Genomic DNA, 14,184 nt, shown 5'->3' with positions numbered 1-14,184 from the left:
CATACGGATTTAATCAAGAGCGTTCTGTTCGCCGATCATTCTCACCGCATAAACTTGATCGCAGAAGCCTCTTAACCCGTTATAAATTCTCTGCACCTTCGACTCATACTGAACCAGTCCAAACACTGTCGGGCCGCTCCCGCTCATTAACACGGCATCTGCACCAAAGCGTTTCATCTGGTTTTTGATCATCGCAACTTCAGGATGCATATCGAGTGTAACAGATTCAAGCACATTGCCTAAACGGCTGCACATCTTCTGAAAACTCTTTTCTTCTATCGCCTCGATCATGCCTTGTACATCAGGATGCTCTATACCATCCAGTTTCAGCGCTCTGTACACTTCAGCAGTTGAAACACCAATTGTCGGCTTCGCTAAAATGACCCAGCAGTGCGGAGGCGTGCTGATATGTTTAATTTTCTCGCCGCGCCCTGTTGCTAATGCAGTTCCGCCATAGACACAAAATGAAACGTCAGAGCCAATCTCCGCTCCAAGCTCAGCAAGCGTTTCCGCAGACAGATTTAAATTCCACAGTCTGTTCAGCCCTCTGAGCGTCGCCGCCGCATCACTGCTTCCGCCGGCAAGACCGGCAGCCACCGGAATTACCTTCGTAATCATGATGGAAACTCCCTTTTTCACGTTGTATCTGTCCTTGATCAGCTTGGCAGCCTGATAAGCTAAGTTTCTTTGGTCATCAGGCACAAATCGGTTGTGGGAGGAAACCCTCACTTCATCCTCTGCAAGCTCCGTCAATTCAATTCGATCAGCTAAATCAATTGTCGTCATGATCATTTCGACTTCATGATAGCCATCCGGGCGTTTTCGGGTGACGTCAAGTGACAGATTGATCTTAGCTGGCGCTTTTTCTAAAATACGCATAGCTTTCACCTACTTCTCCATCTAAACATAAGTATGAACATTGTATCACATTTGAAGTACAGGATGAACATATCCATATTCAGCCCATTATGTATTTATATCCAAAATAAAAAAACCAGGGAACAGCACGTCCCCCGGGTCACATCCTTATCGGTTATTCTGATTCTGAGCCATTTGCTGTTCGGCGATTTCAATGGCACGCTTCACCATGTTACCGGCATCGCGGGCCCGAATTTCACCCCAGCCGCCATTTTTTACTGTGTCATAAAAACCAAGGTCTTTAGCCAGCTCATATTTAAACTCATCTGACATAACTCCACGACGTCTGCCCAAACGAAACAACCCCTTTTTTAGAAGTGATAGCCATTCGTGCACGTCACGATAATATGTGACTGTTTTATCTTTTGTTAAATCAGATGGAACTTTCGTTAAAATTATTGGAAACCAAAAAAGGGCAAAACAAAAAGCAGTAAACAAAAGGTTCACTGCCCGTTAAAATGCCACTGAGCTTGCGGCGTCATCATTAAATGTCAGCTCAACAGTCTCAGTCAAAATATCAGCATAACTGTATGAAACTCTTTCAAACGAGTTCTCGTCTTGATCTAGTTGTATCACAAAAACAGAAGGGTACGTCTCAGCTAAAATGCCCGAACGCTCAATCGTTTTTCGGCGGCCACCGTTTGCTTTTAACGTCAGCCTTTTACCTAAATTCCCATCAAGCGATCTTTTAATATCGGACAACGTCTTCGCCATTGCATCCACCTCACTACATTTATTGTACAACACGAGCCCATTTTTGTCAAATAAAATTTAAATTATATCAACGTTAATAAGACGTTGTCAATAAAATTATTTTGACAAAATTCTATGATTCCTCAATTATGTTCCGCAAGTTTCGGTAAATTATGTATCATTATGTAAAATAAAAAACCCGCATAGCTCTCCTATGCAGGTTTTTAACTGTTAATTGGACTTATAAGGCATACCAATTCTCAGAACTCCTCTTGTTTCAATACCTCCAAGCCCTTTCTCTCTTGTCAGCGTATTACGGAGCACTTCCCATACATTAATCCGTTCCATAAACGGCGTAAAGCTGATCTTCGCGACGATATATACCGGATCAAGCGCATGAATATTGACTCTTGACGGTGAACTTGCAAAATTCGCACCCGCTCTGATGAGTGATTCAAAATGGGATTGGCAGGCCCCCGCAAAAATAACAAGCTGATCTAAGTGAGGGATCTTTTTTCGGGCTGTTTGAACAGTTTCAACAAAGTGCTTAGAATGTCTGTACGCATTCAAATCATCAATACCGCCCTTTTGCTTCGAATACGCATCATGCCCTGTGATCACCAGGATATCAGGTCGATATTTGTCGAGCAATTCTTCAATAGAAGCAGACATTTTCTTTTCATGGCAATGGATGCCATAGACCGGCACTCCAATTTTTTTATAGACATTCAGGCATTTTTTCAGATATGCTTCGTCACCATCCAGATGAAGCACTTTGCCCGGCATATGGAAATAATGCTCCTGATGCTGATATTGGCTTGTCGCATAGTACTCCTGTTTTTCTCTGAGCAGTTTATAATCCTGGCGGAGCAATTCGAGCGACTCATTCATTCTGCTCTCATCTTTCTTTTTCCGCATCATCTGCTCATCTTTTTTCACTGCTACCAGATCAGAAAAATCCGAATCAGCAATCAGCCTGACTTCATCTCCATGCAAAATGGCAATTGAATTTCCTTTGCTTGTTTGCTCTATTCCTATAATTCGAAACAAAACATCCATCTGATAGGATTTTCTGGCTACCATATCCCCTATTTGAAATTGCACGTTCCTCACTCCACACATAGACTAAGCCTCATCATGAAAGAAAGAGCCTTGAGAAAGCGCCTTTTTTCGCTGAGTCCAAGTTTTTTCTTATCATTGAATGAAAGGTCCTTCTCTAGCCTATGTAGCGGCAGTCCATGTGGTGCGCAAAACAAAAAGCCCTTTTAGAAAAGGGCTTTATACAATCCGTTAGACAGCGCTGCGAACTCCTCAATAGACAGGGATTCACCTCGGCGCTTACCGTCAATATTTGTTTCTTCGAGCACTTGCTCAATCGTTGATTTTTGTGCTTTTCCTTCAGGCAGATTGTTAACTAAGTTATTGAGCAGCGTTTTACGGCGCTGTGCAAAGCTTGCCTTGATGAGCTGAAAGAAAAAGGATTCGTTTTCCACGTCCACTGCCGGGCCGTCTCGGAGAACCAGACGGATGACTGCGGAATCGACATTAGGCTGAGGAACAAATACGGTTTTCGGAACGATCATCACCGTTTTGGCTTCTGTATAAAACTGCACCGCGATTGAAAGCGAGCCGTACTCCTTAGATGAAGGATCAGCCGCCATGCGCTCAGCCACTTCTTTTTGCAGCATGACCACAATTCCTTTCAGCGGAAGATGTTCTTCAAGCAGTTTCATGATAATCGGTGTTGTTACGTAATAAGGAAGGTTGGCAACTACCATGATCTCATCACAATCTTGAAATTGTTCTTCAATGACCGATTTGACATCAGCCTTTAACACGTCATGATGAATGACAGTAACATTGTCGTAAGGTGACAGCGTATCCTTCAGAATCGGCAATAATCGCTGATCAATCTCAAATGCCACGACCTTTTTCGCCCGCTTGGCAAGCTGTTCGGTTAAAGCCCCGATTCCCGGGCCGATTTCAATGACACCTGTTTTCTCAGTCACTTCCGCGTGATCAACAATTCTGTTTAAAATGTTCGTATCAATTAAGAAATTCTGTCCTAAGCTCTTTTTAAAAGAAAAACCGTATTTCTTCAGTATCTCTTTCGTTCTAATCGGTGTCGCAATATCTTTATTCATTCTGTTCCTCCCGCATAACGGTATCGAGCGCACTCATAAAATCACTTTTTTTAATTTGAAACATTTGCAGCCGTTTTTGAAGCTGTTTGCCATTTGTATAGCCGATTTTCAACAGATCACCCAGTCGTTCCCGGCGGCGTTTGGCCGCAGGCCCGCCTATTAGTCCGGCATGAATCAAATCCTCAGCTGAAATGTCACTCGGCTGCGCTTCCATCTCCTCATGCACATTTTCTAAACATGCCCTAATGCTTTCAACCGATGCATGCTCTACACCAATTCCCCGCTTGTTTTTAGGTTTGGCAAGATGTTTTGGCAAAAATGCATGCTTACAGCCGGGTACAGCCTCTGAGATGGTTTTGCGAATCTTCTCTCCCGGAAAGTCCGGATCCGTTAAAATAATGACGCCTCTGGTCTTCTGGGCCAAACGGATTTGGTCAATCACATGATCATCGATGGCTGAACCATTTGTTTCAATTGTGTCTGCATCAACAGCCAATTTGATGCGGGCCGTATCGTCACGCCCCTCGACCACAATGATCTCTTTAATTTTCATTATTTCCTCCAAGACAAAATAAAAACTTTTGTATATTCATGAAACTTTTTCTTATATCGAGCGTCTAATAAGCAGAAAATGCACTTTGTCTATTATAACGAAAAAAACAGAGGGCGCAAAACCCTCTGAATACATAAGTATATATTAATTTAAGATTTTAATTTTGACTGTTTTATTTCCCCATCGGTACGCCGATGATTTCTCTGGGAAAAAGACGTCTATTTTGTTCCCTTTAATCGCTGAACCGGTATCTGCAGCAATGGCATATCCATAGCCTTCCACGTGGACTTTGGAGCCTAGCGGAATGACATTTGGATCCACAGCGATGACTTTGGCATTCGGATTATTTTTCAAATTGACGCCTGTCGCTGTATGTCCTGAACAACCGCTGCAGCTTGCCGTATAAGCCGTAGATGATACAGTCATGACTTTGCCTGTTGATTCATTGCTGCGGGACACAACTGTTTTTGAATCACCTGAAGCACTGACCGTTTCAACTTTTGGACTGCTTTGCTTTGTGCCGACAGCAATCACTTTATCTTTGCTTTGCTCAGCTGTTTCTTCTTTTACAAGCTCTCTGGACACTTCTTTGCCGTTTTCTTTAACGACTTCAAAATGTTTTTTTAGCTTGCCTTCTTTTCCTTTTTGGACGACCTTTTCTTTCCCTTTTTCAAGAGAAGCGTCTTCTTGCTTTTTCACATCGAACGCAATCTTCTCTTCAACTACATCGGTGACCTTTTCGATACGAGTAATTGTAATATCAGCCTTTCCTTTCGTCAGCTTTGCATCTAACGCAGGCTTGATTTTATCTTCGTCTTTTATGTTCATCTTTTGCTGTTTTAAAAAGTCAGCGACCGTAGTCGAAGTCGTCCAGATTTTCTTTTGTTTCCCTGCATCATTCACAGTAACCTGAAATGCGGGCTCTATGTTAATCTTCATGTCTTTCGAAATATCTGTATCTATTGCAGGATCAATTTGATCTTGTTCTTTCACATCAACATCTTGTTCGTCCAGTAATGCACCGACCGTTTTTGCTGTTGACCATAACGTCTTTTCTTCCCCGTTTATTGTAAGCTTCACAGGTTTTGCAGCCTCATACACAACGTCCATGTCTGCTGTTATCTTTGTCTGTTTAGCAGGTGTGATCTTGTCCTCGTCTCTTGTCTTTATATCAAGCGTCTCCAAAAGATCACCGACTGTATTTGCATGTGTGCGTATATGTTTCTTTTTGCCATTGATAGAAACTGAGACTGATTGTTTCGTCAGCTCATGAGCCGCGTACGCAGTCCCGCTTCCTGCCAAAAGCAAACAAGCAGCAACCAGAATGACTTTGCTTTTGCTAAGCTTTACGGAAAACAGCTTTTTCATTTTTTGTGTGATGAAAAACGCCTCCTTCTCCTCGGAGAGATTATATAGAGTATCTAAAAGGCTGTCAACCCTCCCTTCTCTTTCTCCCAAAAGCTCAGTGTCTTCTTCATTATCCTGAAATACACTGAGAAACGGAAGAAAGACTTGTCGACAAACCTATCCTATGAGGAGAAGAAAGCATGTAGAACTTTTATAGAAAAACGCTGTAAGGGACAAGCTCTTACAAAACCCGCTAGCGTTTTTTGTCAGTTTATACGGAAAAGTCTTTTCGCATTTTCAGTCGTGATGGAAGCAATCTCTTCAAAGGTCATTTCTTTTAATTCGGCGATTTGTTCTGCCACATATTTCACATAGCTTGGCTCATTTCTTTTCCCGCGGAAAGGGTGCGGTGTGAGAAACGGGCAGTCCGTTTCAATCAGCAGCCAGTCATTGGGAATTTCCTTCACTACTTCCTTCGGTTTCTTCGCATTTTTAAATGTCACCGGTCCCCCAAATGATAAATAAAAATTCATTTTCATGCATTCTCTTGCCACTTCCGCACTTCCTGTAAAGCAGTGCATGATTCCGCCCACAGCTTCTGCGCCTTCCTCTTTCAAAATGGTCACGACATCCTCCGTTGCATCACGGTTATGAATGATAATAGGCAAATTGACCTCTTTCGCTAAGGCGATTTGTTTTCTAAACACCTCTTTTTGAATATCTTTAGGTGATTTATCCCAATGATAATCCAGTCCCATTTCCCCTATCGCTACCACTTTCTCATGAGCAGAAAGCTCTTTAATCCACGCCAAGTCTTCCTCTGTCATGTCAATAGCGTCAACAGGGTGCCAGCCAATGGCTGCATAAATAAAATCATATTCCTCAATCATTTCCATCGCACGGTTAATCGTCGGACGGTCAAAACCAACTACGACAATTCGTTCAACTTTTTCAGCTTTTGCCCGTTCAATAACCTCTTCAAGATCAGTATCATATTGTTCTGCATTTAAATGCGCGTGTGTGTCAAACAACATAAGTGAAAAACTCCTTTCTTGTCGAAACACAAAAGGTGTTCGACGAATTGTTACACGTGAAACACCTTTTGTTTTATCATTATTTAATTTTTGTGCCTTTTGGTAACGACTGATCGATAGACACGACCTTTAAAACGCCGTCTGCTTCTCCTGCAAGGATCATACCTTGAGAAAGCTCTCCTCTGAGTTTAACCGGTTTTAGATTTGTTACACAAACGAGTTTTTTTCCAACAAGCTCTTCAGGCGTATAATGCTTCGCAATGCCGGATACCACTTGGCGCTTTTCAAAACCAAGATCAAGCTGCAGCTTCAATAAACGGTCTGCTTTTTTCACTGGCTCTGCCTCAATGACCTCAGCTACGCGAAGCTCTACATCCATGAATTGATCAATCGTAATTTCAGGTAAACGATCGACCTCTTGCGGCTCTTCTTCTCTTGTTTCTTCTTTCGCTGGTGCCGAACCTTGCATTTTCCCTTTGATGTAAGCAATTTCTTCTTCTGCCTCTAAACGAGGGAACAACGGCTCGCCTTTTTGTACTTTTGTATCTTTCAGCTGGCCGAAAGCTGTAATGCTGTCCCAAGCTTTTAGAGAGTCATCAGTAATGCCCAGCTGCTCGAACATTTTTTCAGGTGTTTTTGTTAAGAATGGCTGAAGCAGTACCGCTGAAATACGCAATGATTCAGCGAGATGATACATAACTGATCGCAATTCTTCTTCTTTTGCCGGATCTTTCGCAAGCACCCATGGAGCTGTCTCATCAATGTATTTGTTTGTGCGGCTGATGAGCTGCCATAAAGTCGAAAGTGCTACCGAGAACTCCATATTTTCCATTGCTTTCTCATAAGCTTTCACTGTTTCTTCAGCAACAGAAGTGAGCGTTTGGTCAAATTCCGTAACAGCACCTTTGTAAGAACCAATTTGTCCGTCAAAATACTTATTGATCATCGCAACAGTACGATTCAATAGATTTCCTAAATCATTCGCTAAATCATAGTTGATTCGCTCAACAAATCCTTCCGGCGTGAAAACACCGTCTGATCCGAACGGCACTTCGCGAAGCAAGTAATAGCGAAGTTCGTCTAAACCATAGCGTTCAATTAATGTAACCGGATCTACAACGTTTCCTTTTGATTTCGACATTTTTCCGTCTTTCATCAAAAGCCATCCATGCGCGAATACTTGCTTTGGCAGCGGAAGATCCAGCGCCATCAGCATAATTGGCCAGTAAATAGTATGGAATCGTACAATCTCCTTACCGACTAAATGAACATCGGCAGGCCAATATTTTTGATAAAGCTCATCATTTTCTGTATCATAACCGAGTGCCGTTAAATAGTTAAATAGTGCGTCAATCCAAACATATACAACATGCTTTGGATTTTCCGGCACCTTCACGCCCCAATCAAAAGTGGTACGTGATACTGCCAAATCCTCAAGTCCAGGTTTGATAAAGTTATTAACCATTTCGTTTTTGCGTGATTCTGGCTGAATGAATGTCGGGTTTTCTTCATAGTATTTCAGAAGTCGATCCGCGTATTTCCCCATGCGGAAGAAATAAGATTCCTCTTTGATCAATTCAACTGGGTGACCGCTGTCAGGGCTTTTTCCGCCGATGACCTCTCCCTTTTCATTCCGCTCAATATCAACGAGCTGAGTTTCCGTGTAGAACGTTTCATCAGGGATGCTGTACCAGCCTTCATACTCATCAAGATAGATGTCCCCGTTATCAAGAAGCTTTTGAAACACCTTTTCAATGACAACTTTATGCCGTTTTTCTGTCGTGCGGATAAAGTCGTCGTTTGAGATTTCAAGCTGCTTCCACAGTTTTTGAATATCTGCCGCTGCGCGATCCACATACTCCTGAGGTGTAATGTTTTCCTGTTCAGCTTTTTGCTGGATCTTTTGTCCATGCTCGTCCGTTCCCGTTAAATAGCGAACATCGAACCCTTTTAATCTTTTGTAACGTGCCATTGCATCTCCCGCGACTGTCGTATATGCATGGCCGATATGTAATTTTCCGCTCGGATAATAAATCGGTGTTGTAATGTAAAATGTATTGTTTTCTTGCGGCATCTTGAAACCTCCTAATCAGAATGTCAAAAAGCTCCCGCCCAAAGGACGAGAGCGGCGATAAGTGCAAATCATATATGAATATTATTTATATTTATCCTTTATCTATGATACCATCTTAGCCTTTAAGATCAAGAATATATACATACGCCCTGAAAAAGAATAATTAAAATTAAAAATCTTTAATGAAAATAAAAAAAGTCTGTTCGTGTCGAATTTTGTCGTATATAATCAAATGAAATAAAAAACTTTGGTTCGAAAGTCTTGATTTAAAAGGATTTTTAGTAGGATAATAGCTTTATTAAATATTTATAAAATGCTGTTATTTCGGTAGTTTCTAAGACATTACTGACTATAAGAACTAATTCTTACAATCAATAGTAAACAAAATGATTGACGATTATTGGAAACCTTGTTATGCTATGAAGGTAAGGATTTTGTCGAATAATGACGAAGAAAAATATAATTTAAACAAATAAGTATCTCTTGGGAGGAGAATGTTTATGAAATCTACTGGTATTGTACGTAAAGTTGATGAATTAGGACGTGTAGTTATTCCTATCGAACTGCGTCGTACTCTTGGAATCGCAGAAAAAGATGCTCTTGAAATCTATGTTGATGATGAAAAAATCATCCTTAAAAAATATAAACCAAACATGACTTGCCAAGTAACTGGTGAAGTTTCTGATGATAACCTTAAACTTGCAGGCGGTAAATTGGTTCTTAGTAAAGAAGGCGCTGAGCAAATCATCAGCGAAATCCAAAACCAGCTTCAAAACCTTAAATAATCATTTCTTGTACAAAAAACGTTCTTGTTATGACACAAGAACGTTTTTTTATTGCTTAATATGGTAAGCATCGTACACTTCACGCTTTGGTACATTGCGATCGACTGCTGCTTTTTTAATGGCTTCTTTAGACGTAGCGCCTTTCGAGATGTAATGCTCGACATGTTCTTTCGCAGTGAGGGTTTCCCACCATTGTTCTTCCTCATCTACCTCTTCATTATTACTTCCTTCTACGACAAGACAAAACTCGCCGCGTATCTGATCCTCGTTTGCCCATCCAATGACCTCAGATATGGTTCCTCGGATAAACTCTTCATATTTCTTAGTGAGTTCACGCGTTACAGCAATTTCCCGATCTCCTAATATCTCTGCCATCACTGACAAGGTTTCCTTCAATCTGTGAGGCGCTTCATAAAAAATGATCGTTTCCCGCCGTTTTTTAAGGGCTTCAAGCTCCTTCTTCTTTTCTTTTTTCTGTCTGTTGAGAAAACCGTAAAAGAAAAAAGGCTGCGGTACAATACCTGAAGCAATAAGAGCTGTTAATGCAGCATTTGCTCCCGGCAACGGAACAACATAACCGCCTATATCCGTAAAATCCTTTACAATTTCCGCTCCGGGATCAGAAATCGTCGGCAGACCGGCATCACTGACAAGAGCAATGTTTTTTCCCGATTTCAGCCATTCAATAATTTTGTGCCCACTGCTTTCTTTATTGTGTTCGTGATAGCTGACGAGCGGTGTTTCAATTTCATATACATGACAAAGCTTTTTCGTTTGCCTCGTATCTTCCGCAGCAATCGCATCCACTGATTTCAGCGTGTCGATCGCCCGGAATGTCATGTCCTCTAGATTTCCGATTGGGGTTGGGACCAAGTAAAGAATTCCCATGTCCGACTTTCCATTAAAGCTCATTTGGCGCCTTAACATATACAGCCTCCTTGGTGTTCCGCTTTTCTTCTATATAAAGCTCTTTTTTCTTTCGAGTTAGTTTTTTGAAATAATATTCCGCCTGCATAGCTTCCCGCTTTGTTGAAAAGCTCTCGGCAAAAATTAATTCAACCGGACGTCTTACTTTAGTGTACTTTGCGCCCTTTCCATCATTGTGTGTTTTCACTCGTTTATGCAGATCGTTGGTATACCCGGCATACCAGCTATTGTCCTTACATTTCACGACGTAGAAGAAATGGTTATTTGTCTCCATATAAAATGGTCCTGATTTCTTTTGTATATTCATTTTGTTCATCATAAACGAATAAAGGAGGAAGAATTTTTAAATCCGGGCGCCCGCCTTTGATACCTTCAACCAAAATGGTATTGGCTTCTTTCCCTTGCTTCGGATAGACAAATTGTACACGTTTTGGCTCGATTTGATAAGCCTTCATCAGTTCAAAAATCTCTAGAAGCCTTCCCGGCCGGTGAACAAGAGCTGCTTTTCCCCCTTGCTTGAGTAGCTTGCTGCTGACTGAAATGACATCCTCCAGTGTGCAGTGGATTTCATGTCTTGCAATTCGGAGATGCTCATTCATGTTTTGTTCAGTTTGTTTCGGTGTTTTAAAATACGGCGGATTGCAGGTGACAACATCATATCGATTATGTCCAAGTTTCTCCGGCATGTTTTTCAGGTCATCATGTATGATCTGAATCTGATCCTGCAGCTTATTATACTCCACGCTGCGAACAGCCATATCATGCAGCCTTTCTTGTATTTCGACTCCCAGAATGTCTGCTTTTGATCTTGTACTGAGCAGCAGCGGCACAATACCATTGCCGGTGCATAAATCAACGATTTTCCCTTTTTGAATCGGAACGTACGCAAATTTGGACAGAAGCACAGCGTCCAACGAAAAAGCAAACACTGTTGGGCTTTGTATGATTTTCATGTCCTCTGCCAGCAAATAGTCTAATCTTTCATCATCATGTAATGAAACCATCTTCTTATCCTTTCAGTACCTTTGAAAAAGGCTCCCGTCTTATGCGGAAGCCTTTTCCCTATTTTTTATTTAAGAATGACAGACAGAAAAGACAATCCTCTTTTCGAACACTTCCATAGTGGACATTGCAGATATGAAATCCTTCTTGATACAGACGTGCTAGATTATCATATCCTTCCCCTATATCAGTTTGCTCTGTCTTCTGTGTTTTTGATTCTTTTTTATCAGCTTTGAACTTTTCAATCTGTTGCGTCGTATCGTCCAGCCGTTTGCGCAAATGCTTGTTTTCAAGCTGTAAATGATGATTTTCCTCAATCATCTCACCGATATGCTGCTTCAAATCCCCCAGCTGCCGGTACAGTGAGCCAATTTGTTCTTCTAAGTTAATGACTGTATCAAATAACTCTTTTTTATCCAAGGTTCCACACCTCGTTAATCTGTGGTTTGTGCGGATACGACGCCCTCTTCCAAGAGCTCTTCCCAAGTATATTCTATCACTTTTTCACGGTTTATCAGTTCCACCTGAAGCACCCGTTCCAGAATATTTAGTCCGACGACCTTCGCGGGACCGTTTGCTGTCGTAATCATTTCTCCTATATCCGGAAGCTGTTCTTTTGCCGTCTCATACTCATCGTTCTCATATTTTAGACAGCACATCAATCGTCCGCAAAGACCCGAAATCTTCGTAGGATTTAAAGACAAGTTCTGATCCTTGGCCATTTTAATGGAAACGGGTTCAAAATCTCCAAGAAACGTTGAACAGCAAAGCATTCTTCCACAAGGGCCGATCCCTCCGAGCATTTTTGCCTCATCCCTTACTCCGATTTGGCGCAGTTCAATTCTTGTCTTAAAGATAGAAGCCAAATCCTTTACAAGCTCTCTAAAGTCGACTCGGCCGTCAGCAGTGAAGTAAAAAATGACTTTATTGCGATCAAACGTGAATTCAACATCGACCAGCTTCATATCCAAGCCATGCTCAATCACTTTCTTTTGGCAGATATCAAATGCTGATAGTGCTTCCTGTTTATTTTCTTCTACAATGAGAAGATCGCGCTCGTCTGCCACACGTATCACTTTTCGAAGGGGAAGCACCACATCATGCTCATCCACCTGTTTATTTGCAATTACGACCTGGCCGTACTCAACGCCTCTGACAGTTTCTACAATTACGCAGCTGTCATGTTCTATATGAAATCCATTCGGATCAAAATAATATATTTTACCCGCTTTCTTAAAGCGGACACCAATTACATTGTACAAGCTTATCCCTCCTGCAACATTAACACCAAGTGCTCCATTAATCCTTGTACATTCACATTGGAATGAAGCCGTTTCTTTGCTTCTAAAACAGCAAGTATCTGATTCGTAACGCTTTGTTGTGTTGATTGTAGCGCATGCTGTTTTATTGATTGGAATAAGTCTTGATAAATCAATTTATCTTCATTTCCTATTTGGATGGACAACACATCACGATATATCAATAAGAGCATATCAAGACCCATTTCTTGATGGGTTTTTTCTTTGAAAAAGGGCATCCATTGATCTTGAATAAAGAAAAAAGCATGTCCTTTCCGCTGGTGTAGGACTTCATACAATTTTATCACTTTCGCTCTAGACTCTGCAAACTCATCATTTCGACTTAATTCGACTGCTTCTGCTACATTATTAGTCATGTTGGCCAGAAGCCTTGCCATATGAGGCGAGACGTCCTGTTCGATCAGTCTGTCTTCAATTGCCTTCGGCTGCAAAGGCTGAAAAGGAAGGGTTTGGCATCTTGAAATGATGGTATCCAATAACCTTTGGGGCTGCTCAGTGATGAGGACGGCCATAGTGTCTTTGTTCGGTTCTTCTAAAAATTTCAGCAGGCTGTTCGCCGCATTTGCTGTCATTTGATCTGCGTGCGAAATAATATACAGCTTTTTATGCGATTCAAGTCCTGTCTTAGAAAACTCTTCTTGGAGCGCTTGAATTTGCGCCTTTTTGATTGATAAGCCATCAGGCTGAACAAGATGGAGATCAGGATGGTTCCCTGACTCTATCCGTTTACAGTTTCGGCAGCTCTCACAAGGCTCCGCGCCATCCTCCAGACAAAAGAAGCTTTTTGCAAGAAGCAGCGCGGCATCAAGCTTGCCTGTTCCTTTTTTCCCCTCAAACAAATAAGCGTGTGATAGTCTGTCCTTCTCAATACTATTATATAAAAGCTTCATCACTCTGGGCTGAAGCTCGTTCATTTCCTTCCAGGATATTGCCATTGTATCACTCTCTATGTGTAAAGGTTAATTAATAAACCTTTTATTTCGCCAATACGCTGCAGCAAATCTATTGCCGGTTTTTCCTGATCCATCATCTCTTCCGTAAGCTGTATCAATTTGTCATCTATTTCTTTCACAAGTCCCAGCGTTCTGCTGTTCCCGTAAAGGTCAAAGCTTTTCGATGTTTCATGTGAAAGACCGCTGTCCACAGCTTCTTTGACAAAACGTTTCACAAGTCCTTTAAATCTCGCTAAGTCTTTAAAATTCCGAGATTTCGTTAGCCTTTTTCCGAATGCCTCTATATCAGATAACAGCCTGGTAAGCTGATCAAGCTTCATTTTGCTGCTTTGGTTTTCCATTGATGTTTTAAACGATGCTGTGATCTCTGATGTTTTCACAGAGGGAATCTGCTTATTATCTATAAATGTACGTATATCTTTATTAATTTTCACA

At 41.5% G+C, this 14,184-nt stretch carries 17 protein-coding genes; 1 reads left to right on the top strand and 16 read right to left on the bottom strand.

The genetic code is table 11. The features are described 5' to 3' along the window. Positions 1-9: 9 nt before the first annotated feature. The 9 genes from ispE to metG all read right to left on the bottom strand — a co-directional run bounded on the left by ispE (position 10) and on the right by metG (position 8,763). Positions 10-879 (bottom strand): 4-(cytidine 5'-diphospho)-2-C-methyl-D-erythritol kinase, encoded by an 870-nt coding sequence (ispE, locus tag ACFVP7_RS00290; RefSeq protein WP_003226742.1) that lies wholly within the window; start codon positions 877-879, stop codon positions 10-12. A 147-nt stretch (positions 880-1,026) separates the two neighbouring features. Continuing rightward, on the bottom strand, positions 1,027-1,212 hold the full coding sequence (locus tag ACFVP7_RS00285) for a small, acid-soluble spore protein, alpha/beta type (protein WP_003218333.1): 186 nt from the start codon (positions 1,210-1,212) through the stop codon (positions 1,027-1,029). Positions 1,213-1,371: 159 nt separating this feature from the next. Further along, positions 1,372-1,632, bottom strand: coding sequence for a biofilm formation stimulator Veg (veg, locus tag ACFVP7_RS00280; RefSeq protein ID WP_003218330.1), 261 nt, complete (start codon positions 1,630-1,632; stop codon positions 1,372-1,374). A gap of 210 nt (positions 1,633-1,842) precedes the next feature. Continuing rightward, the gene (gene prtG / locus ACFVP7_RS00275; protein WP_014475574.1) at positions 1,843-2,715 is read right to left on the bottom strand and encodes a sporulation-specific protease PrtG; all 873 of its coding nucleotides are present in this window, start codon (positions 2,713-2,715) and stop codon (positions 1,843-1,845) included. Positions 2,716-2,876: 161 nt separating this feature from the next. Next, a complete protein-coding gene (rsmA, locus tag ACFVP7_RS00270; RefSeq protein WP_029317169.1) occupies positions 2,877-3,755 on the bottom strand; it encodes a 16S rRNA (adenine(1518)-N(6)/adenine(1519)-N(6))-dimethyltransferase RsmA in 879 nt (292 codons plus the stop codon). After that, positions 3,748-4,308 carry a ribonuclease M5 gene (gene rnmV / locus ACFVP7_RS00265; protein ID WP_015253010.1) on the bottom strand — a complete coding sequence of 187 codons (561 nt, stop codon included), beginning with the start codon at positions 4,306-4,308 and terminating at the stop codon, positions 3,748-3,750. The genes rsmA and rnmV overlap by 8 nt, the downstream gene beginning before the upstream one ends. A gap of 144 nt (positions 4,309-4,452) precedes the next feature. Then, complete coding sequence (locus tag ACFVP7_RS00260) at positions 4,453-5,766, bottom strand: ubiquitin-like domain-containing protein (RefSeq protein WP_015715099.1); 1,314 nt, start codon at positions 5,764-5,766, stop codon at positions 4,453-4,455. A gap of 155 nt (positions 5,767-5,921) precedes the next feature. Continuing rightward, positions 5,922-6,689, bottom strand: coding sequence for a TatD family hydrolase (locus ACFVP7_RS00255; RefSeq protein ID WP_338731915.1), 768 nt, complete (start codon positions 6,687-6,689; stop codon positions 5,922-5,924). Between the two features lie 79 nt (positions 6,690-6,768). After that, entirely contained in the window at positions 6,769-8,763 is a 1,995-nt protein-coding gene (metG, locus tag ACFVP7_RS00250; protein ID WP_338731913.1) for a methionine--tRNA ligase, read from the bottom strand. Positions 8,764-9,257: 494 nt separating this feature from the next. Between metG and abrB the strand changes: the two genes are divergently transcribed. Then, positions 9,258-9,548: a transition state genes transcriptional regulator AbrB gene (gene abrB, locus ACFVP7_RS00245; RefSeq protein WP_003226760.1), complete on the top strand. Its 291-nt coding sequence runs from the start codon at positions 9,258-9,260 to the stop codon at positions 9,546-9,548. A gap of 48 nt (positions 9,549-9,596) precedes the next feature. On the opposite strand, the gene rsmI is transcribed toward abrB, so the two are convergent. The 7 genes from rsmI to ACFVP7_RS00210 are packed head-to-tail and all read right to left on the bottom strand — an operon-like array spanning position 9,597 to position 14,183. Continuing rightward, entirely contained in the window at positions 9,597-10,475 is an 879-nt protein-coding gene (gene rsmI, locus ACFVP7_RS00240) for a 16S rRNA (cytidine(1402)-2'-O)-methyltransferase (RefSeq protein ID WP_038428262.1), read from the bottom strand. After that, the gene (locus ACFVP7_RS00235; protein ID WP_014475567.1) at positions 10,450-10,749 is read right to left on the bottom strand and encodes a GIY-YIG nuclease family protein; all 300 of its coding nucleotides are present in this window, start codon (positions 10,747-10,749) and stop codon (positions 10,450-10,452) included. The genes rsmI and ACFVP7_RS00235 overlap by 26 nt, the downstream gene beginning before the upstream one ends. Beyond that, positions 10,736-11,479, bottom strand: a complete 744-nt coding sequence (locus ACFVP7_RS00230; RefSeq protein ID WP_021479732.1) for a tRNA1(Val) (adenine(37)-N6)-methyltransferase — start codon at positions 11,477-11,479, stop codon at positions 10,736-10,738. Before ACFVP7_RS00230 ends, ACFVP7_RS00235 begins: the two co-directional genes overlap by 14 nt. A gap of 58 nt (positions 11,480-11,537) precedes the next feature. Beyond that, positions 11,538-11,897 carry a replication initiation-control protein YabA gene (gene yabA, locus ACFVP7_RS00225; protein WP_003218308.1) on the bottom strand — a complete coding sequence of 120 codons (360 nt, stop codon included), beginning with the start codon at positions 11,895-11,897 and terminating at the stop codon, positions 11,538-11,540. A 14-nt stretch (positions 11,898-11,911) separates the two neighbouring features. Beyond that, on the bottom strand, positions 11,912-12,739 hold the full coding sequence (gene ricT / locus ACFVP7_RS00220) for a competence/sporulation regulator complex protein RicT (protein WP_003226767.1): 828 nt from the start codon (positions 12,737-12,739) through the stop codon (positions 11,912-11,914). 2 nt (positions 12,740-12,741) lie between these two features. Further along, positions 12,742-13,731 (bottom strand): DNA polymerase III subunit delta', encoded by a 990-nt coding sequence (gene holB, locus ACFVP7_RS00215; RefSeq protein WP_003226770.1) that lies wholly within the window; start codon positions 13,729-13,731, stop codon positions 12,742-12,744. An 11-nt stretch (positions 13,732-13,742) separates the two neighbouring features. Beyond that, complete coding sequence (locus tag ACFVP7_RS00210) at positions 13,743-14,183, bottom strand: YaaR family protein (RefSeq protein WP_338731907.1); 441 nt, start codon at positions 14,181-14,183, stop codon at positions 13,743-13,745. Position 14,184: the final 1 nt, after the last annotated feature.

Source organism: Bacillus sp. SG20033, from assembly GCF_044570195.1.
Classification (GTDB): domain Bacteria; phylum Bacillota; class Bacilli; order Bacillales; family Bacillaceae; genus Bacillus; species Bacillus subtilis.
This window is presented reverse-complemented; position numbering and strand designations above follow the sequence as displayed.